This window comes from Streptococcus sp. 2018110 (assembly GCF_019754115.1).
Taxonomy (GTDB): Bacteria; Bacillota; Bacilli; order Lactobacillales; family Streptococcaceae; genus Streptococcus; species Streptococcus hashimotonensis.
The window spans coordinates 26,321-48,800 of the sequence record NZ_JAIJZO010000001.1 but is presented as its reverse complement, the minus strand read 5'-3'; the positions used below and the strand labels follow the sequence as shown (position 1 = coordinate 48,800).

Sequence of the window (22,480 nt, the reverse complement as noted above, 5' to 3'; positions counted from 1 at the left end):
CTGAGATTATTTAGTAAAAGCTGTCGCTTCCTCCAAAGTAAACTTAACATTGTCCTCAATCCACTTGCGGCGTGGCTCGACCTTGTCGCCCATGAGGACAGATACTCGGCGTTCAGCACGGGCTAGGTCTTCAATGGTGACGCGGATAAGAGTACGGGTTTCAGGGTTCATGGTTGTTTCCCAGAGCTGATCGGCATTCATCTCACCAAGACCCTTGTAGCGTTGGAGGATGAAGCCCTTGCCAAAATCCTTGCGGAGATCTTCTAATTCTCCGTCAGACCAAGCATAAGCAATCTTTTCTGTCTTGCCCTTGCCTTTAGACATCTTATAAAGTGGCGGAAGGGCGATGTAAACCCGACCTGCTTCTACTAACGGTCGCATATAGCGATAGAAGAAGGTCAGCAAGAGGGTCTGAATGTGGGCACCATCCGTATCCGCATCGGTCATGATAATAATCTTGTCATAGTTGACATCTTCCAGCGTAAAGTCTGATCCAACACCTGCACCGATGGTGTAAATCATGGTGTTGATTTCTTCGTTTTTGAGGATGTCCGCCATTTTTGCCTTGGCGGTATTGATAACCTTACCACGCAAAGGTAGAATGGCTTGGAACTTGCGGTCACGGCCCTGTTTGGCAGAGCCTCCGGCTGAATCTCCCTCGACCAGATAGAGTTCATTTTTAGCTGGATTTTTAGACTGGGCTGGGGTTAGCTTACCTGACAGAAGTCCCTTGTCCTTCTTGTTTTTCTTACCATTTCGGGATTCGTCACGTGCCTTACGCGCAGCCTCGCGGGCGTCACGCGCCTTAATGGCCTTGCGGACTAGATTAGATGCTAGCTCGCCATTTTCCAAAAGGAAGAAGGTTAATTTGTCCGATACAATGCCGTCCACCACAGGACGAGCAAGTGGGCTTCCCAACTTGTCCTTGGTCTGCCCTTCGAACTGCAAATGCTCTTCTGGTACAAGGATAGAAAGGACCGCAGACAAACCTTCACGGTAGTCAGAGCCTTCCAAGTTCTTGTCCTTTTCCTTGAGCAAGTTGGTCTTACGAGCATAGTCGTTCATGGCCTTGGTAATGGCTAGTTTGAGACCTGTTTCATGGGTACCGCCATCCTTAGTCCGAACGTTGTTAACGAAGGACAGGATGTTGTCTGAATAGCCGTCGTTGTACTGCATGGCCACTTGGACCTGGAATCCTGCATCTTCTCCTTCAAAATAGAGGACAGGTGTCAGAGTTTCCTTGTCTTCGTTGAGGTAGGATACAAAGTCCTGGACGCCATTTTCATAATGATACTCCTCCTGCTCACCCGTCCGCTCATCTGTCAAGGTCATGGTGACTTGTTTGAGCAAGAAGGCTGATTCTTTCAGGCGTTCGGCAATGGTGTTGAACTTGAAATCAGTCGTTGAGAAGATGGTATCATCAGGCATAAAGGTAACTTTTGTACCTGTTTTTGATTTTGGAGCGGTACCAATCTTCTCTAAAGTCGTGACTGGCTTTCCGCCCTGCTCAAACCGTTGCTTGTAAACAGCACCATCACGGGTAATCTCAACTTCCAACCAGCTGGACAGGGCATTGACCACCGAAGAACCAACCCCGTGCAGACCACCTGAGGTCTTGTAGCCACCCTGACCGAACTTACCACCTGCGTGGAGAACGGTGAAGATGACTTCGACTGTTGGCTTGCCTGTTGCATGCATACCGACAGGCATTCCGCGTCCACGGTCAGACACAGACAGGCTGCCGTCCTTGTTAATAGTCACATCGATCCGATCACCGAAACCAGACAAGGCTTCATCGACAGCGTTATCAACAATCTCCCAGACCATATGGTGCAAGCCATTTCCATCTGTGGATCCGATGTACATACCAGGGCGTTTGCGAACGGCATCTAGCCCTTCCAATACCTGAATGGCATCATCATTGTAATTATTTATATCAATCTCTTTCTTAGCCAAAATTGACCTCCATACTTATCATCCTTTCTATATTACAAGTTTTTTAGCATTTTTGCAAAATATTTCTGCTACCTATCGGCTGAGACAGCTCACAAAATAAGATTTTGGACTAAATTAGATGAAAATATGCTATAATGAAAACATGTTAGTCAATCTTATTTTACTATTTATTGCATATTTATTGGGATCTATCCCGTCAGGACTTTGGATAGGTCAAACTTTTTTCAATATCAACATTCGTGAACATGGTTCGGGAAATACTGGAACAACCAACACATTCCGTATTTTAGGTCCAAAGGCTGGAACGATTGTATTTGTAATTGATTTTCTCAAGGGAACGTTGGCAGCCTTGCTTCCGCTGATCTTTCATGCCCAAGGAATTTCTCCGATTGTATTTGGGTTAATGGCTGTACTGGGACACACTTTCCCTATCTTTGCCCAATTCAAAGGTGGAAAGGCGGTTGCAACATCTGCTGGTATGCTTCTGGGTGTCGCACCTGCTTTCTGCCTCTATCTGGTTATCATCTTTGTGACTTCTCTTTACCTCACTTCGATGGTTTCCTTCTCCAGCGTATTGGCTGCTGCTTTAGCAATCTTAGGAGCTCTGCTATTTCCAGCAATAGGAATCATCCTGCCAAGCTACGACTGGCTCTTTACAGTGATTATCGTCTTTTTGGGCCTATTTGTCATTATCCGCCACAAGGAAAATATCCAGCGGATTTTGAAAAAAGAAGAAAATCTTGTCCCATTCGGACTCAATCTAACCAAACAGAAAAAGCGAGTTTAACCACTCGCTTTTCATTTATAGTCTTTTAGTTTACTTTTAGTACTCGCTCCAAAGGTTCGGGAACCTTTGGAGGTTGGAGATATAGCGAACAAAGGTCGCATCAACAGCTGCAGACAGCTTGTACAGTCGAGTGACTGTGCAAGGTTGGAGATAGCACTTGCGGAGCAAGTCACCCCCTGCAGAGTACGGCAAAGCGGGTTCAAACAATCCAGTGGAATGTTTGAAGTTGGAAATAAGGAAACGGAGTTTCCTCTTGCGTCGAAGTAATAAAAGAAAAACTAAATGACTATATATTGACTTCAACCACTTCAATCTTCTCCCCACCAAGCAAAATCAAATGACAGTCTACACGATCTATCTTGTAGGCTTTTTTCAATGCCTCGGCATAGAGTTGCATTTGAGCTTGGTAACGTTGGCTGAGTCGGCTTGGTTGGTCATATTTGTCTGTCTTATAATCAAAGAGGACAATATGATCATCATATAGCAGGTAGCCATCGATAATCCCACGAAGGACAAATTGTTCCTGTGAAAAAGAATCTGTCTGTAAACTTGCAAATGGAGCTTCTCGGTGGAGTTTGTCCGTATTGGCTAGAATTTCTCTTCCTAAATCTGTATCAAAGAAATCCAAAATCATCTGAATATTGATTTTATCTTTAATCGCTTGCTCAGCATGAACAGCTTCTAGGGCTGCTCTTACCGTATCTTCTGTCACCAACCAAGACAGATCCAAACGTTGCATGAGTTCATGAACTGCTGAACCGACTTGGGCTCCAGTGATTTTTGGTTTCTTGGAGAAATCTGGCAAGTTAAAGGTCCGTTTTGGCAGGTATTTTTCCATAACTTCCATGCCTTCTTGTTCCAAGACAGGCTCATAGCGTTTCTTGATTTGACTTGGAGTACGTAAACTTGGTAATTCGATGGCAGCCTTATAGCGGGCATTCAACTCTTGGACAGAAGATAATTGGTCCAAGGCCTGGGCAATATCTTCTGATTGACGAATATCTTTAAGGCTGGCGTCTTCAAGCTTATTCTTCAATGTCAGTTTACCAATCTTCTCATCTGTCAAATCCTCATCCGTTACAAAGACTTTCTTGAAGTGCAAGTCTTCTCCTGAAAAAGCCTCATCAATAGCTAAAATCCAGTCTTGGAAAGTCGCCATACTTTCACGAGTTGATTGGGCAAGTACGCCATCTTCCTTCTTGCCATCGTATTTTTCAGCTAACTTGTCAGCATTGCCCTTTCCAACCAGATACAGCTTCTTCTCTGCACGCGTTAGTGCAACATAAAGCAACCGCATTTGTTCTGAAAGATTGGCAATTTTTAACTCTTGAAGATTATTTTGATAAGGGAGGGTGTTCATTAAGACTCGCACCTGAGGTAATGGGCTATTTACCTTATCTTTCATATCCGCTAAATATTGGATACCCAGACCATTTTTCCGGCTGATGATGACTGATTGGTAATGGTCTTCCAAGTTGAATCGCTTATCGATGTTCATGAGGAAGACATACTTGAACTCCAAACCTTTTGACTTGTGAATCGTCATAAGCTGTACAGCATTTTGCGGTAGAAACTCTTGTACATCTGCCAAATCCTTATCATTTGCTAAGGCACGGTCAATCATGGCGATGAAGCGGGACAAGCCCTTGTAGCCTGTTTTTTCAAACTGGTTGGCACGCAGACCTAGTGCATATAGATTGGCCTGACGCTTGCTGCCATTTGGAAGAGCACCGACATAGTCATAGTAGAATTTTTCATTGAAAATCTTCCAGATCAAGTCATAAATAGAATGCAGCTTGGCAAAGGCACGCCAATTTTCCAAAATAGACAAGAAATCCTTGATTTTCTTCTTCAACTCTCCTGACATCAGTTCAGGATGTTGCCCACTTGCTTGCTGGGCTAATTCCATTTTCTGGTAAAAGAAACCTGTCCCAGCCTGCAAGGAAATCCGTGTCAGCTCATCCTCATCGAATCGGAACATAGGCGATTTAAGCAGTGCAACCAAGGCATAGTCATTGAGTGGATTATTGATAACCCGCAAAGTATCCAGCATGATCATGACTTCTAAAGATTGCAGATAGGAGGCTGCTCCGCCATCTGCCACAATAGGAATCCCATGTTTTTCAAAAATGGACATAATGAGGTCGTTGTGCGTTCGTTTTTGCACCAAGAGAGTGATGTCTTTGAAGTCTGCGCCTTCTTCATTATGGAGACGAATAATCTCTTTTGCAACGACTTCAATTTCACCAGCAGTCAGAGGTGTTTCCTCCTCAGAATCCGTTGAAGATTGTACGCTCTCCTGCTGGTCGTAAATCAAGTATTCCATCTCATGCTTGGGCTGGGCAATTTTTTGACCAGGACTACCAGCCACCAGACTGTGGGTGTCGTCATACTTGATTTCCCCTACTTGGCGGTCCATCAGGCGCGTGAAAATAGCATTTGTTGCCTCCAAGACCTCAATCTGACTACGGAAGTTTTCCTTGAGCAAAATCAATTTTCCGGCTTCTTGATTTGCCTGATACAGTTCAAATTTCTCTTGGAAAATCATTGGGTCTGCCTGACGGAATCGATAGATGGACTGCTTAATGTCGCCCACCATAAAGCGATTATGACCATTTGACAGCAAGTCCAACATCCGCTCTTGGCTATGGTTGTTATCCTGGTACTCGTCCACCATGACTTCGTGGTATTTTTCTTGGAAAAACTGGCGGCTGTCTGCATTTTCTTCTAAAATACGAATAGCGAAATGCCCAATATCACCAAATTCAAAAGCCGCTTCCTTGATTTTGACATCCAGATAAGCCTGCGAAAAATCCAAGACAAAGTCACGTAATAATACAAGCAGTGGCAAAGCTTGAGCCTGATAATCTTTCAGCAGGGTCAATTCATAAACTTCCTGACCCAAATCTCGTAGTCCTGAGATAATCTGGCTCTTGCCAGCATTGTATTCTTCTTTAAAGGCTATCAAATGTTCATCTTTTGGTCGATTGGCATTGGTCAGGCCCTTGCCTCTGGACTGGTCATTGATGAGAAGGACTTTTTCAACCCGCTCCATCAAGTCCTTCTGGTTCAGACTATCTAAACCTGTCAACAAATCCAAAACTTCTTCCACATTGGCAAAATACTTGGCGGAACCAAAGTCATTTCTGCCCCATTCCACATGGTAGCGGAAGAAATCTGCAACTTGATAGAGCTTGTCTAACACTTTTTCCTTAAAGCCTTGCTCTAAGATCTGCTCTATACGCTCCTGACTGTACAAATCAGCTTGAACAGCCTGCTCTTTCAGCCATTTAGTTGGACTGCTCGTCGATTGACTAAAATCATGCACCTGATAAACAACCTGACGAAAACCACTATTATCCTTACGGTTGCCTGAAAAATTGCGAACTAGTTTGCGGAATGCACCATTTTCATCCTGTTCAAGATAATCTGCAAAGAGCTGGTCAAAAACCTCTTTTTTCAGGCTCGCTTTTTCTGTCTCATCCTGTAAAATCCGAAACTGCGGAGAAATACCAAGGCTATAACCGTAGGTTGTGACCAATTTCTGCGTAAAGGAGTCCATGGTCCCAATATCCGCCTTAGTCAAATCTGCCAACTGGGCCGACAAATGCCGACGCAATTCCATATCGGTCGTCTCAGCAATGGTTTCGTTGAGATTTTTCTCGATTCGCTCCTTCAACTCACCAGCCGCTTTGACTGTAAAGGTCGAGATAAAGAGCTGGTCGATTCCCACACCACGCTTCAACTTATCCAAAATCCGTTGAACCATAACAAAGGTCTTTCCTGACCCTGCCGATGCAGAGACCAGAACATTCTGACCGTGCGTGTAGATGGCTTCAATCTGCTCAGGTGTGCGTTTTTGTTGCTTATCAGAATTAGCTTCCGCCAGCTGCACAGCCTTGATTTCTTCCGCGCTTAAAAATTGTTCAAAAGCCATTAGTCCTGACCTCCTTTCATTCGTTCCATCCAATCTTGACGCTTGGCCTCTTTGACCAACCGCCGCGCCATGCCCATGTGCCGATCCGCCTCAAAACCAGTGATTGCCTTCAACTGCTCACCTGCCACCGAACGCCCATCTTTGGTATAAGGATTAATGGCAAAGCGACCATCCAGAATGTCCTTGGCAGCTTGTTTGTAGAGTTCTTGGTTGTGGTTCAATAAGACTGCAAACTCATCTTCCGTGTAGAGTTGGTTACGAGTCTGATAAAAATGATTGAGCCCCAGACTTCCCTCCTTCAAGAAAAGTCCCTTGTAAACCAAGCTCGTATTAGCAGCTCCTTCTAGCTGTTCTAAATTCTTTGTGTCTTTTAACTTGATAATCGGATCCTGCAAATGCAAATACATAGCCCCAAAAACAGGTTTATCCTTGGTTTCATCCAGCTCTTGTAAGGCTGCCAGGTAGGTCACCAACTGAGGTTTTAGACCATTGTAAAATTCTCCAACTGAAAAAGATTGGTCGCTGGACTTGTAATCTACAACACCGACAGCCTGATTGATTTGTAAGGTATCCAAGCGGTCAATTGTACCATTTACATGTACACTCTTGCCATTTTGAAGGTCAAAAACCAGCGCCTTATCCTGACGGAAACTCTTTTCCTGACCATCAATTTCAACCAAATCATTATCCCGCAAAATGGTTGCACTGGAGCGAGCAATCTTATCCAGCACCTCCTCCGTATAACGAGCATCCGCATCCTGGTTATAAAACATAGCAAATTCTGCCTCGTCACGCGTATGCAGGATGGCCTTGTCCACTTTTTGATCAAAATCTAGATCAGATTGGTCCATGACCACTCGTTCAAAAATCCGATGCAAGAACAAACCATGCTGAAAGGCAGTCGGATGGATGTATTCCTGTTCCCGCAAGCGGAGAACATTACGGACAAAGTAAAGATATTGGTTGTTGTAGAAATTGGTCAAGCTGGATGCAGAAAGATTGAGCGGCTTATCCTCTGGATATAAAGCAGCCAAGGTATCAGCTGCAAGCTGTTTAGAAGTAATTTCGCCAGTAATGGTCGGAATTTCAATGCCTTGCGACTCCAATTTCTTCTTCAAATGGCGAACCAAGACTGTCCAGAAGGCCGTCTGCCCTTCCCATTCTTCATGATCAAGAGATGGTCTTTCCGACTCAATCAAACGGGATAAGAGACTCTTGTAGTGACCGATGTCTTGTGGACTAAGTGTTTTCATCCTTCCACGTTCTTCGGTTTTCAGCCCCATTTTTTGGAGAATCTTGATATAAGGGGAGAGACTATCCTCGCCTTCATTATATATCTGAGGAGTTGAAATAACTAACTGTTCCGTCGCAGCATTCAGCAGAGACATCATGGCAGCATGGTTCTTCTTGATATTCTCTCGGCTGACCAAATCAAAACGTGAAGAGCTAGCTGAGACAAGATTGATTTTCTCCATCTCTTCTTCTGTCAATAGACTGGTATTCTTGGCAACTTTTGGAAAATTGGACTGGCCCATTCCGATAGCATAAACATACTTTGCAGTGTGTGGCTCGATCAAATCATAGGATTTGACATTGACCACATCAACCGTTGCAGGAACAGTACGATAGTGACTGGCCTGCATGCCAGCCTGTAAAATAGCCAGAAAATCATCCATTTTCAATTTTTCTTTTCCGAAAATATGATGAAAATTCTCTAGAATATGGGTGAAACTTTTCCAGACCTGCTCTTCTTTTTCTTGCTCTACTTCACTCAAATTTCGAGACATTTTTTCCATATTTTTAGGAAGCTCAATTGCCTCCAAAAAAGCCATAAATTTCTCAAGCAAGGCAGTTCCAGATTGTGGTCCAGCCTTAAACAGCTGGTTCAAAGGCTCCATAATCTTAGCACGTAGGGGTTCCAAGACATTCAAATCATAGACAAGTCGCTTCTCCTTGACAGTCTCAACATCGTAGTCCGCTCTGCCATTGACCGAAAAAGCCCTCGAAAAAGCAGCCTGCCCCTTCATATCCGCAAAGAGGATGTAAGACTCAAATAGGTCCAGCTCCTTTTGGGAAATGCTGGCGTACAAACCAGATTTGAGGAGATTGAGCAGGTCTTCCGCACGGAAACGATAGCGACGCAAGCGTTCCAAGGACTCCACAAAATGGACCAGGGGATGATAACTCATCTCCTCTGCCTTACCAAAATAGTAAGGAATATCATACTTGTCAAAAATCTTGCCAATCTGCAACTTGTAGCTATCCACATCACCCAAGAGCAACAAAATGTCTTTATAGCGAGCCCCTTGATGCACATGCTGACGAATCGCAGTCGCAACCTGCTCCACCTCTTCTTTTTGGTTGACGACTTCCCATAGTTGGATTTTTTCTTGGTCTGCTGGAGTCAAGTCTATCATGGTCCCGCTGTAGTCATAATAGGCTTCCATATTCTTTGAAAATTTACCAATACTGTCCAAGACTGGCTCTTGACCAATATAAGTAGCCTTAGTCTGGAACTGCGTTGATAACTGACGTAAAAAGTCAACGTTGGCTTGATAAACATTCCCTTCCGCATAGGTGGCTTGCACAGCTTTCTTGCTGGCATATACACCAATCAGGATTTCCGACACCCGTTCATTTAAAGCACTTACTAAAGCTTCTTCTTCTGCCGAAAAACGAGAAAATCCGTCTACCACCAGCACAATGTTCTTCAACTGCTCATCCAACTGACCAGTTTCCACCAAGCTAGTCAGCTGTGCTAACTTAGACTGATGCTCAAAGCCTTCTTTGGACAAAATGTCTGTTACAGCCAGAAAAATCTTTACCAAATCAGCCTGCTTATCTGGCGACTCCATGGCTTCCAAGTCCAAAATAGACATATTTGCCCGTTGCAATTCTTTGTATAAAGCAACTAGCTGGTTAATAAACCCAAAATCTGTCTGTAAACGACCATAGACTTTCAAGTCGCCGTCTTCAAATTGCGATAGCACACGAAAGAAAATCATAGCCAGACCAACATCATCCAGCGGTTGACCTGCTTCTTTCCTATCAATCATCAAATAGCGGGCCAATTGCCCAAAACGAGTCACGATAATATCAAAAGTTGCCTGTTCAGGCAAATATTCCAAGACCTTGCGCTCCATCTCAAAGGATAGAGAGTTTGGAGCAATGTAAAAAACTCGCTTAGCTTCCTTAGCAAATTCTGCTGCGGTATCCGTTAAATACTGCGTCAGAGGATTGCGAATATCTGTATAGACTAATTTCATATCAAATTCTCATGCTTTCATTGAATATACTATGTCTAGTATATCAAAATTCAAACAAAAAAAATGGTCCAATGGACCATTTTTTCAGAAAGGTAATTCTTTCTACATTTATCTAAATTTCTTCACTTATTCTATCGGGGGAAGAATTCGTGTAAAGAAACATAATTAGTCTTCGTTACGACGACGTTTGCCTGCAAGGGCGATTGCTGCAACCAACATCGCTGCACCAAGGACGCCAGCTGAAGATGAAGCTTCACCAGTATTTGGTAATTGTTTCGCCTTATCAGCAGTTGGAGTCGGAGTTGCTGGCTGAGGCTTCACAGGAGTTTCTGTAGCAGGTGGGGTCGGCTTATTAGAAACTTTGCGATAAATATGCGTTGTGTTACCTTCAACATCAACTACAGTACGTACATATTCATAACCAGGAATTGATTTATTTGGTGTTGTGCCGTCTTCTTGTGGTGCAACAGGATTTCCTTCTTCATCAACGTGGTTAGTTACAACTTTCTTAGTTGGTGTTTTCTTGTAGATGTGGGTTGTATTGCCATCTTCGTCAGTAATCGTCTTACCTGTGAACTCATATCCTGGGATTGATTTATCAGGTGTTGTACCTTCTTCTTGCGGTGCAATCGGATTACCTTCTTCATCAACGTGGTTAGTTACAACCTTCTTAGCAGGTGTTTCAACCTTACGGTAAACATAAGTTACCTCAGTTGTTTTACCACCTACAACAGTACCGTTTTCTGAACCATCAACACGAACAAGCTCATAAGTTGTACCATCTTCTGTAGTGATAGTAGTTGGTTTGTTGTCGGTTGTATCATAAGATTTACCGGCTGGTGCATCTGTTTCATCATTTACAGGTGACTTGATGACTGTGCCATCTTCTGTTACATAGTTAACAACAACATTACCGTTTTGAACATAAGGAATTGGTGTATCTTTACCAGTTTCATCTGGTGTTGGTGGTACATAACCTTTACCTGGATCATTTGGATCGACCGGTTTCAATGGTGTATTGTCCTTAGGATCTACTGGTGTGTAGCCTGGAACGTTAGGAATCACTGTACCTGGATTTGGTGTTACTGGTACGTCTGGGTTGTTTGGATCAAACGGATATGGAACTACTGGGCGTTCGTTTTCTGGAACACCTGGAATTTCTGGAATCCAGTTCGCAACCTTCTTATACACATAAGTGATTTCTGTTGTCTTACCACCTTCAACTGTACCATTCTCTGAACCAATTGTCTTAGACGGGATTAATACATAACGTGAACCATCTTCAGTTGTAATTTCAGTTGGCTTGTTATCGGTTGTGTCATATGACGTACCTTCTGGAGAGGTTGGCGTATCTGTCACAGGTGACTTGATGACTGTACCATCTTCTGTTACGTAATTAACAACAACCGTACCATTCTTAACTGCTGGAGTTGGTGTAGATACCTTACGATAAACATAGGTTACTTGTGTTGTACCCTCTACGACAGAACCAGATTCAGAACCGATTGTCAATACTGGCACGATTTCATAGACAGTACCATCTTCAGTCGTGATAGTAGTTGGTTTGTTGTCGGTTGTGTCGTATGCTGCACCTGTTGATGCAGACTTAGTATCTTCGACAGGGGTTTTGATAACATTACCTTCTGTATCGATATAGTTAACAACAACATTTCCTTTCACTTCTTCGTAAACATAAGTTACTTGCTTATCTTCACCTGAAGTGATTGTTCCATTTTCATCACCCGTTGTTGCATTTGGAACAAGTTTGTAGGTCTTACCGTCTTCGGTTGTGATGGTTGTTGGTTTGTTGTCTTCTGTTGTATAAGACTTGCCTGGCTCAGCGTTTTCTTCATCCTTCACAGGAGACTTGATGACTGCACCGTCAGTCGTTACATAGTTGACTGTGACTGAACCACCTGGTTCGTAGATGTATGTGACTTCTGTTGTACCTTCGACGACATTACCTGTCTCGCTATCACCAGATTTCACTTCCTTGTAGTAGTATGTAACACCGTCGTGTTTGATAATGGCAGGTTTGTAATCTGTTGTATCGTATGGTGTATCCAATTTAGCATCTGTTGTATCATTTACTGAAGTTGCGATTGTTTCACCATTTGTATTGACATAATTAACAACGACACTACCATTTGGTTTTGGAGCAGGAGTTGTTACTTTTTGGTATACATACGTTACTTGTGTTGTACCTTCAACTACTTTACCTGTTTCCTCACCTTTTGTTAATACAGGAACAAGTTTGTACTCTGTACCATCTTCTGTCGTGATGGTCGTTGGTTTGTTGTCGGTTGTGTCGTATGCCGTACCTGTTGATACAGACTTAGTATCCTCGACAGGTGTCTTGATAACATTACCTTCTGTATCGATATAGTTAACAACAACATTTCCTTTCACTTCTTCGTAAACATAAGTTACTTGCTTATCTTCACCTGAAGTGATTGTTCCATTTTCATCACCCGTTGTTGCGTTTGGAACAAGTTTGTAGGTCTTACCATCTTCGGTTGTGATGGTTGTTGGTTTGTTGTCTTCTGTTGTATAAGACTTACCTGGCTCAGCGTTTTCTTCATCCTTCACAGGAGACTTGATGACTGCACCGTCAGTCGTTACATAGTTGACTGTGACTGAACCACCTGGTTCGTAAACATATTGAACAGTTGTTGTCCCTTCGCTTACAGTACCTTTCTCAGTAGCAGATGTTGCTTTAACTTCTTTGTAGTAGTATTTCACGCCATCTTTAGTGATGGTTGTTGGTTTGTAATCAAGGGTCTCATAAACTGTTCCAACAGCTGTTTCAGGTGTATCTTCAACATCCGCTGCGATTTTTTCGCCGTCAGTATTGTAATATTCAACTACAACATTACCTGTTTTAGCAACCGGTGCTTCTACTTTACGATAAACATAGGTTACTTCCGTAGTTTTACCACCTTCAACTGAACCATTCTCATTTCCATCGGTGCGAACAAGTTCGTATGTTGTACCATCTTCGGTAGTAATTGTCTTCGGCTTGTTATCAGTCGTATCATACGGACTACCTGGTTTTGCGTTTGTTTCGTCATTGACAGGTGTCTTGATGACTGTACCATCTTCTGTGATGTAGTTAACAACAACATTACCAGCTTTTTCGTATACATAAGTGACTTCTGTTGTGCCTTCTACAACCTTGCCTGTTTCATTTGAACCAGTCTGAACCTCTTTGTAGTAGTATACATCACCAGTCGCATCTTCAATGATTTTCTCTGGTTTGTTGTCGGTTGTATCGTAAGCTGTACCTGTTGATGTTGCTTTAGTATCTACGACTGGAGTTGCAATAACTTTTCCGTCAGTATTGACATAGTTAACAACAACATCACCTTTCACTTCTTCATACACATAGGTTACTTCAGTTACGCCTGGAATAACATCGCCTGTTTCAGAACCTTTTGTAAGGGCTGGAACAAGTTTGTATGTCTTGCCGTCTGCTGTTGTGATTGTTTCTGGCTTAACATCTGTTGTGTCATATGGAGTACCTGTTGAAGTTTCTGGTGTGTCTGTAACAGGTGCTTGGAGAACAGTTCCGTCAGTAGTTACGTAGTTAACAACAACTGAACCTTTCACTTCTTTGTAGACGTAAGTGACTTCTGTTGTCTTACCTGCTTCAACGTTACCAGTTTCGTTACCGATTGTTGCAGTTGGGATCAATTCGTAAGTCTTACCATCTTCTGTAGTGATAGTCGTTGGTTTGTTGTCGGTTGTGTCGTATGAAGTGCCTGGTTGAGCGTTTGTTTCGTCATTTACAGGTTGCTTAATAACTGTACCATCTTCTGTGATGTAGTTAACAACAACGTTACCAGCTTTTTCATAAACATATTGAACAGTTGTTGTTGTTTCTGCTACTTTACCAGTTGTTGGTGCAGAAGTATCCTTCACTTCTTTGTAGTAGTAAACGGTGCCATCATCAGTTGTGATAGTCGCAGGACGGTTGTCTTCATCTGTGTTGTAAACTGTACCAACTGAAGCATCATCTGTATCTGTTACAGTTTTCGCAATGACATTGCCCTCTGTATCGTAGTATTCAACAACAACATCGCTGACTACTTCTTCGTAGATGTAAGTGACTTCAGTTGTCTTACCTGCTTCAACGTCACCAGTTTCATTACCAATTGTCGCAGCTGGAACAAGTTTGTAAACTTTGCCATCTGTAGTAGTAATTGTTTCTGGCTTGTTATCTTTTGTATCGTATGGACTACCTGGTTTCGCGTTTGTTTCGTCGTTTACTGGAGCCTTGATCACTGTACCGTCAGCAAGTGTGTAGTTAACTACAACATTACCAGCTTGTTCATATACGTAAGTGACTTCTGTTGTACCTTCTACAACCTTACCTGTTTCGTTTGAACCAGCTCGAACTTCTTTATAGTAGTAAACTTCGCCAGTTTCAGTAGTGATTTTATTTGGCTTGTGATCAGTTGTATCATAGGCTGTGCCAGTTGAAGTTGTCTTGGTATCTACTACTTGTGCGGCAATTACTTCACCATCAGTATTTACATAGTTAACTACAACATCACCCTTAATTTCTTCATACACATAGGTAACTTCTGTTGTACCAACAACGACTTCGCCTTTTTCATTACCAATGGTAAGTGCAGGAACTAGACGATATGATTTACCATCTGCTGTAGTGATTGTTGTTGGTTTGTTATCTGTAGTATCGTAAGTCGTACCTGTTGAAGCATTTGTTGTATCATTTACAGGTGCCTGAATAACGGTACCGTCTGTTGTAACGTAATTAACAACAACATTACCTTTTACTTCTTCATAAACGTAGATAACTTCTTTAGTAACACCTGCCTCGATCTCGCCAGTTGTTCCCGCTGAAGTTGCTGAAACTTCTTTAAATGTATATGTCTTGCCATCTTCTGCAACAATTGTTGTTGGTTTTTCACCATCTTGTGTCGCATCATAAGTGGTCCCTGGTTCCCCATCAACTGTATCAACAACTTTAGCTTTGATAACATCGCCAGCTTCGTTGACATAGTTGATATTTACATGGCCAGCAGGAACATAAACATACGTCAGTTCTTTTATAGTATTGCTTGCAACTGTTCCAGTTTCAGCAGTAATTTCTTCTACTATACGCTCATCATCTGCATGTGTAGTAGCGGCAAATACTCCTGCATTGCCAACACCATCAATGTTTTTGTAGTAGTAAGTAACGCCATCTTTTACAATTGTAGCATCACGAAGTGTAGTTGTATCGTAGCCTGATCCTGTATCTCCGTGAGCAATAGCTACCTTACTATCTTGAAGGATATTTCCTTTTTCATCAACATAGAAAACTTCAACTGAACCTTTTTGAACATAATAGTAAGTTGTATCAACGTTAGCTTCTGCAAACTCATTATACAGTGTCCAAAATGCAGTTTTACCTGGGAATGAGTATGGACGTGTTGCATCGTACCCTTCGAGTGTGGTCTCTGCCGTCCAATATTTCAAATTATCCAAAACACCTGTTGTATAAACAGTCTCATAAGTAGAATCATCTGCATCAGCGGCTTTACGTTGAATGGTAATAACAATATCTCCATCCTCTGAAACAAATGTTTTCACACGGCGCTCAATAAACCCAGCACGTGAAGGAGCAACTGTGATTGCTGTCGTACCAATAGCATATCCTTCTGAAATCTGTCCCGATTCTTGTGCACCTGAAACATATTCATAATTTGTCACATCACGCTGTGTTGAAGAAGTAAATTTATCACCTTCAAGACCACTAATAACATAGGTTCCAATCAATTCATCAGTACCTTGTACACGGTAATAAGTCGTTTGAGTAGCAATTTTCGGAACATAACTCCAAAGTTTGTGAACTGGATCTCCTTTTTGCACTAAACCATTAGACTGCCAAACAGCTCTAGTACGTAAATCAGGAGACTCCGCACTGCCATAATAAAACTCTAACCGATCTGTCTCTTTTCCTCCAAGTGTTATTTTTTCATAAGTGACAGTAAAGTTCAAGGTATGAGGAACATATGAGTTAGTTGCTGGATTAGGAACTGTAATTGTTACATTTGCGATTTGACCGTTCAAAACTTTTGTTGTATCCCCAAGAGATACAACGGTTTCGCCAAGTAGAATTTGTGTATCCTTGTTGACGATACGAACATACACATCTGTATTCGTTGGGTCAGTCATATCTCTAGAAACAGTCATATACAAATTTTGACGACTAGCTGTTTCATTAACCAATGCGTATGGATCAAGATTAGAAACAAGGAAAGTATAGCGACCCGCAGTCGGATCATTCTTCAATTCTGCAGTTTCTGTAAAAATTGGACGAGTTATTGTAGCACCTGCAGGATCATCCATGTCTGGCGACACAGTAAATCCATCTGCAATTGCACCCTGACCTGATGTTTGAAGTGTTTCGAAGTCTGAGCCTGGTCCTTGGTTAAGCAAACCATAGGTAAGGTTGCTTGTTGATGAAGTTGTTGCCAACATTACAACAATATCACCATTTTCTGAGTACTTACGCAACTCAAGAACAAGTGCTTCTACGTTCGAACGAACAGCATCAATTTGAGCATTCACGGCTTCAAGCGTTGCAGTTGAATCATTTAATACCGCTGTCGCCTCAGATACTGACAATTTTGTTGCCGCCGCAACTATTTTCAACGCTTCATTTGTGCTATCTGCAGCAACCAAACGATTAGCCTCATTTACTAAAAGCTCTGCTTCTGAAGATACTTGTTCAAGAACAGTTTTAGCTTCTTCTTCTGTTGTAGGCGTTGGAGTTGAAGAAGATATATTGTCCGCTGTTGATGTAGGTGTTACGGCTGCAGAAGCTACACTTACAGTTGTTGATGAAGTTGTCTCAACTTTTTTAACTACTTTAACTGTTACAACATTTTGACCATTTTCTACAACTTCTTGAGACACATTTGCGGATTGACCTGTAGCCAACTCATAACCTGCTGGTAGCTCAACATAAACTGGAATAGTTGCCTTAGCAACTTCTTCAGTTGTATTGATCGTTGCAGTTTCAATGCTTGCATTCACAACTGTACCATCTTCCAATACATATGTAACGATATAGTTAATTGTTGCTATACGTTCTTGGTCAGTGACAGTCTGAGCATCAATAGTCAGACTTGAAGTTGAAGCAACAGCTTCCTCGGTACTTGTGCTTGCTTCTGTCGAAGTAGCCGATGTACTACTTGTAGTAGTTGCATCTGAGGATGCCGCAGTCTCTTCTGCTTTAACAGTTTGTGCACCTGCCCCCATCACCAATGACATACCAAGCAAGACACTTGCAGCACCAAAATGATATTTACGGATTGAGAAATGTTGCTTCATTCCGTACCAATTAAACGACTTTTTCTTAGCTTTACGCATCGAAAAAACCTCCCCCAATTTTTTATTTATTAATTACAAAAATTTTACAGATTTTACAAAAAATCATTAAAAATTCAGTAACTATCTATTGTATTATACTATAAATAGTTGAACACGCCAAGCATATTGTCCAATTTCCTTAAAAATTATATTTATTAATATTTCAGTGAATATATACGCCATTTATACATCTAAATGCATTTTTAAGCATAATATTGATAAATATCGCATTTAAAAGTAGATATAAAAAATCTGCCTGTTTTTACGCCAACAAGCAGATTTGGGATTTATTCTTTTTCTTTTTCCTTTGCCAATCGTTCTCTTTCTAAACGAAATTTCCGATTAGGATTAAGTGTATTAAAAAGTTCTTCTAATTTCTCAGCATTCCATACATCGGCTGCTGAGACAAAATTTCCATCCTTATCCTTGAAGGATATTGGTTTATCACCCATATAAACCTCCAACTATTTTATAGATTGTTTACAAACGATCATTAACTGAATGAAATTAGTAAGGTTGGTAGGTAGTCCACCATAGTGGCTACCGTACTACATCAAGTCCTTTAGGACTTAAATGTGATTCCAAACCTCGCTTTTGAATTTTTAGGCTCGGGCTGATACAGTCTATTCCCAGACTGTATCAGTCCACAAACTCAAATTCGAACTTGCCGATGCGAACTGTGTCGCCGTCTTTGGCTCCGCGGGCACGGAGGGCTTCATCGACACCCATGCCGCGCAACTGGCGAGCAAATTTCATGACAGATTCGTCACGATCAAAGTTAGTCATGGTGAAGAGTTTTTCTAGTTTATCACCAGATAGAACCCAGCTTGCATCGTCTGCACGACTGATGTCAAATTCTGGCTCATCTGGGTTAAAGCCATAGTAAGCCTCTTCTTCTTGGAAATCTGATTCGTCGTAGAGCAAGAATTCAGGCGTTTTCTCGAGCAACTCAGCTGTGGCTTCCAAAAGATTTTCCAAACCTTGGTGAGCAATCCCTGAGATTGGGAAAATCTGTGGAAGTTCATCAAATTCGTCGTAGTTGGCTGCCAATTTCTTCTTGAACTCTTCCAGATTTTCTGCCGCTTCTGGCATATCCATTTTATTGGCAACGATAATCTGAGGACGTTCCATGAGGCGAAGATTGTAGGTTTCCAATTCATTGTTGATGGCTACGTAATCTTCATAAGGATCACGACCTTCACTTGCTGACATGTCTAAAACATGCAAGATAACACGTGTCCGCTCGATGTGACGAAGGAATTGCGTTCCCAATCCAACACCTTGACTAGCACCCTCGATCAAACCTGGTAAGTCTGCCACAGCAAATGACTCGCCAGATTTGGTCCGAACCATTCCCAAATTTGGCACAATGGTTGTAAAATGGTAGGCACCAATTTTAGGCTTAGCTGCTGTAATAACACTGAGAAGCGTTGACTTACCAACTGATGGGAAACCTACAAGACCTACATCAGCCAACACTTTCAATTCTAATTCAAGATTGCGCTCCTCACCTGGTTCTCCATTTTCTGAAATCTCGGGCGCTGGATTCTTAGGTGTCGCAAAACGAATATTTCCACGACCACCACGACCACCGTGGGCAATGACAAACTCTTGACCATTTTCAACCAAGTCGGTGATGACCTTGCCAGTATCCGCATCACGAACAGTTGTCCCCTGTGGTACTCGAACAATCAGGTCTTCCGCACCACGACCATGCATGCCCTTGGTCATCCCTTTTTCACCATCGTCAGCTTTAAAACGACGGTTATAACGGAAGTCCATGAGAGTACGCAAGCCTTCATCTACAACAAAAACAACGTCTCCGCCACGGCCACCATCACCGCCCCAAGGACCGCCATTAGGTACATACTTTTCACGGCGGAAGGCGACCATCCCGTCGCCACCTTTCCCTGCCTTGACCTTAATCTTGGCAGTATCTAAAAACATACTCATAATTTACCCTATTCTTTCCTAGAAAAAAACGCTTAAAAGCGTTTTAGACCTGTATTCACAAGCGAAGTGCTTATATATAAGAAATCGTTTTTAGCCAATCAAGGTAGTTTTTCCAAAATACTGACTGTATTTTCTAAAAAAACTAACGATGAGTGCTTAAAAACTAGCCTTAGTATAGAAGTGCTGAACAGTGAATACAGATTCTTAATTCATCAATGCATTAATGGCTGGTAAAATCAAGCCAGCTAATGTCACGACAACCATCACGACAACAATTACTAAAGTTACTTTTTCAAATGTTGTTTTCTTGTGTTTTTCTTCGCCGAACGCCATTGCCTTCTCCTTAATCAGTCATTGATAATTCATTTTACCATAAATTAGTAGAGCTTTCAAATCTCATCTCTACCTGCCAGAAGACAAGATTTACCAGATTATCTAAAAAGGACTGCTTTCCAGCTTTTGACTAGAAAGACAGTCCTCGTGCTTTTCAGAAATATTAGGCAATTAAACAGATACCAAACGTTTTACTTTTAATCCAACTCCAACAAGCATAAGTAAACCACAAATGTAATAAGCAATAGGCAATTCGATTATACGACTCCAGAATTCTTCTCCTAGAGCCAGAATGGGTAAGCAATAAAAATACAATGTAAGCATAAAAGCCATGACAAAAATAATCAGTTGGATATTTTTATGACCTTGACAATTGATGAAAAAGAATGCTAAAAAGATTAGAATAGAGGACAAGGAAAACAAGTTTTGGCTGAAATACCGCCAACCTGACACAAGGAAAACAGAATAATTTTCACTGTCCGTAGTATATGCAAACGGCAATAGCATACACAATATGAACAATAATCCAACTGCAGGACTGATATATCTTTGCATAACCTTTACCTAACTCTCTATTTTATTAGCAATAAATTGAAGTTTATCAAACACTTGATATGTATATTATGATATATAATACCGAGATTGTAAAGTATTTCGATGTATTTTTATTAGATTTTTGGATATTATTACACCGTTTGATTTTACTTCAACTTTTCCTTGACCAACTCCGCCACCTTATACGGCACACCAGCTTCTGCGATTTCCTGCAAGCTTGCTGACTGGATATTGCCAATAGACTTGAAATGCTTCATCAGAGCCTGTTTGCGTTTTGGTCCTAGACCTTCTATGCCGTCCAATTTGGATGAGAAGGAATTTTTTGACCGAACCTGACGATGAAACTCAATAGCAAAGCGGTGAACCTCATCTTGAATCCGATGCAGAAGGAAAAATTCCTGAGAATTACGAGGCAACTCAACTACTTCCAGCGGATTGCCAAAGAGCAATTCGTGGGTCTGGTGCTTGTCATTCTTCTGCAAACCTGCAATGGGAATGGACATACCCAACTCCTGCTCAATCACCTGCTTGGCGACATTGACCTGGCCCTGACCACCATCGATGATAATCAAATCAGGCGGTGTCAATCCGTCACGCAGCACCCGACTGTACCGCCGTTGCAAAACTTCCCGCATGGAAGCATAATCGTCTGGCCCCTCCACCGTCTTAATCTTATACTTGCGGTATTCCTTTTTATTAGGCACCCCATTTTCAAAGACCACCATAGCTGACACAGGACTGGTCCCCATGATGTTGGAGTTATCAAAAGCCTCAATCCGCACAGGCGTCGGAATCCCCAAAAGCTGACCGATATTCTCCACAGCACCATAAGTCTTCTCCAGATTTTTCTCCAACAGATTAAACTTCTGCTCCAGACTAACACGCGCATTCTTGGTCGCCAGATTGATGAGTTGCTTCTTCTCGCCACGCTGGGGCTTGAGGACTTTAGTATCCACCAAAGCCTCTACAGCTTCTTGGTCAATATCCTGCGGTATCAAGACCTCTGAGGGAATCAAATGTTGCTGGTCCCTGTAAAACTGACCGATGTAGGTCAAAAAGTCTTCGTCCGCATCATTATAGTATGGAAAAAGATTGACATTTCGCTCAATCAGTTTCCCCTGCCGAACAAAGAAAACCTGCACACACATCCAGCCCTTGTCCACATAGTAGCCAAAGACATCCCGATTTTGCAAGTCATGAGCCATCACACGTTGCTTGGTCCGCAGGGTGGAAATGGATTGCAGGACATCTCGGTATTCTGCAGCCTTTTCAAATTCCAAATTACCAGCAGCTACCTTCATCTTGTCCTGCACTTCCTTGACAATCTTATCATCATGTCCTGTCAAGAACTGGGCCACTTCCTTAGCCATCTTGTCATAGTCAGACAGGCTGGGCAGGTTTTCTCCATGGGCCAAACATTGCCCCAAATGATAATAAAGACAATACTTGTTCTCAGGCAATTTACACTTGCGGAAAGGATAGAGGCGTTCCAATAGTTTGAGGGTCTGGTTGGCCGCCCCCACATCTGGATAGGGTCCAAAATACTGACCGCCATCTTTTTTTATCTGCCGTGTAATCATCAACCGTGGATGGCGTTCCTTGGTAATTTTGATAAAGGGATAGGACTTGTCATCCTTGAGCATGATGTTATAGCGAGGCTTGTTTTCCTGAATCAGATTGATTTCCAGTAAGAGGGCCTCGATATTGGAATCTGTCACGATAAATTCAAAGTCGGCAATTTCAGATACCAAGGCCTCTGTCTTGGTATCATGGGCACCACGAAAATAAGACCGCACCCGATTGCGCAGGTTTTTGGCCTTGCCCACATAGATAATCTTTCCGTACTTGTTTTTATGGAGGTAGCAACCCGGACTGTCCGGCAGCAACTCCAACTTATGCTTGATCAAATCGTTCATAGGTCTATTATAGCAAATTTTCTGATAATCGAGCTTATTCCACTCCATTGTATATAGTCTTTTAGTTTACTTTTAGTACTCGCTTCAAAGGTTTGGGGAACCTTTGAAGGCTGGAAATAGCGCGAACCAAGTTCGCTTCAAAAGCCGCAGGCATAACTGAAGTTAGGCAAGGCGAGTTCCAACAATCCAGTGGAGTGTTGGAAGTTGGAAATAAGGAAACGGAGTTTCCTCTTACGTCGAAGTAATAAAAGAAAAACTAAATGACGATACTCGACTTCTTAGAATATATCCGCATCTATACTACAAAAATATTGATAGAAACTATTGCTTTTGTACTAATTCAGCAGTATAATAAATGTAATTAATTGTATATATTATTCGAAGAACATTGGAA

9 protein-coding genes are annotated in these 22,480 nt (G+C 42.1%); 1 reads left to right on the top strand and 8 read right to left on the bottom strand.

Going from position 1 to position 22,480, the window contains the following annotated elements; all coding sequences use genetic code 11:
• Nucleotides 1-6 precede the first annotated feature (6 nt).
• Nucleotides 7-1,956, bottom strand: coding sequence for a DNA topoisomerase IV subunit B (parE, locus tag K5Q34_RS00230; RefSeq protein WP_002935482.1), 1,950 nt, complete (start codon nucleotides 1,954-1,956; stop codon nucleotides 7-9).
• A 142-nt stretch (nucleotides 1,957-2,098) separates the two neighbouring features.
• Here parE and plsY point away from each other — a divergent pair, with 142 nt between their 5' ends.
• Nucleotides 2,099-2,743, top strand: a complete 645-nt coding sequence (gene plsY, locus K5Q34_RS00225) for a glycerol-3-phosphate 1-O-acyltransferase PlsY (protein ID WP_024406229.1) — start codon at nucleotides 2,099-2,101, stop codon at nucleotides 2,741-2,743.
• Nucleotides 2,744-3,029: 286 nt separating this feature from the next.
• On the opposite strand, the gene addA is transcribed toward plsY, so the two are convergent.
• The 7 genes from addA to uvrC all read right to left on the bottom strand — a co-directional run bounded on the left by addA (nucleotide 3,030) and on the right by uvrC (nucleotide 22,086).
• On the bottom strand, nucleotides 3,030-6,680 hold the full coding sequence (gene addA / locus K5Q34_RS00220; protein ID WP_221864326.1) for a helicase-exonuclease AddAB subunit AddA: 3,651 nt from the start codon (nucleotides 6,678-6,680) through the stop codon (nucleotides 3,030-3,032).
• The gene (gene rexB, locus K5Q34_RS00215; protein WP_205028071.1) at nucleotides 6,680-9,946 is read right to left on the bottom strand and encodes an ATP-dependent nuclease subunit B; all 3,267 of its coding nucleotides are present in this window, start codon (nucleotides 9,944-9,946) and stop codon (nucleotides 6,680-6,682) included. Before rexB ends, addA begins: the two co-directional genes overlap by 1 nt.
• Nucleotides 9,947-10,111: 165 nt before the next feature.
• Nucleotides 10,112-17,329: a MucBP domain-containing protein gene (locus K5Q34_RS00210; protein ID WP_221864325.1), complete on the bottom strand. Its 7,218-nt coding sequence runs from the start codon at nucleotides 17,327-17,329 to the stop codon at nucleotides 10,112-10,114.
• Nucleotides 17,330-17,616: 287 nt separating this feature from the next.
• Nucleotides 17,617-17,781 (bottom strand): hypothetical protein, encoded by a 165-nt coding sequence (locus K5Q34_RS00205; RefSeq protein WP_024384426.1) that lies wholly within the window; start codon nucleotides 17,779-17,781, stop codon nucleotides 17,617-17,619.
• 187 nt (nucleotides 17,782-17,968) lie between these two features.
• A complete protein-coding gene (gene obgE, locus K5Q34_RS00200; RefSeq protein ID WP_032501615.1) occupies nucleotides 17,969-19,282 on the bottom strand; it encodes a GTPase ObgE in 1,314 nt (437 codons plus the stop codon).
• 204 nt (nucleotides 19,283-19,486) lie between these two features.
• Nucleotides 19,487-19,615, bottom strand: a complete 129-nt coding sequence (locus tag K5Q34_RS00195) for a DUF4044 domain-containing protein (RefSeq protein WP_002943675.1) — start codon at nucleotides 19,613-19,615, stop codon at nucleotides 19,487-19,489.
• Between the two features lie 701 nt (nucleotides 19,616-20,316).
• Complete coding sequence (uvrC, locus tag K5Q34_RS00190; protein WP_024376506.1) at nucleotides 20,317-22,086, bottom strand: excinuclease ABC subunit UvrC; 1,770 nt, start codon at nucleotides 22,084-22,086, stop codon at nucleotides 20,317-20,319.
• Nucleotides 22,087-22,480: the final 394 nt, after the last annotated feature.

Excerpts from the sequence above, each read along its gene's own strand:
- K5Q34_RS00195 (WP_002943675.1), bottom strand. The coding sequence starts at position 19,615 with ATGGCGTTCGGCGAAGAAAAACACAAGAAAACAACATTTGAAAAAGTA.
- K5Q34_RS00205 (WP_024384426.1), bottom strand. The coding sequence starts at position 17,781 with ATGGGTGATAAACCAATATCCTTCAAGGATAAGGATGGAAATTTTGTC.
- K5Q34_RS00210 (WP_221864325.1), bottom strand. The coding sequence starts at position 17,329 with ATGCGTAAAGCTAAGAAAAAGTCGTTTAATTGGTACGGAATGAAGCAA.
- addA (WP_221864326.1), bottom strand. The coding sequence starts at position 6,680 with ATGGCTTTTGAACAATTTTTAAGCGCGGAAGAAATCAAGGCTGTGCAG.
- obgE (WP_032501615.1), bottom strand. The coding sequence starts at position 19,282 with ATGAGTATGTTTTTAGATACTGCCAAGATTAAGGTCAAGGCAGGGAAA.
- rexB (WP_205028071.1), bottom strand. The coding sequence starts at position 9,946 with ATGAAATTAGTCTATACAGATATTCGCAATCCTCTGACGCAGTATTTA.
- plsY (WP_024406229.1), top strand. The coding sequence starts at position 2,099 with ATGTTAGTCAATCTTATTTTACTATTTATTGCATATTTATTGGGATCT.
- uvrC (WP_024376506.1), bottom strand. The coding sequence starts at position 22,086 with ATGAACGATTTGATCAAGCATAAGTTGGAGTTGCTGCCGGACAGTCCG.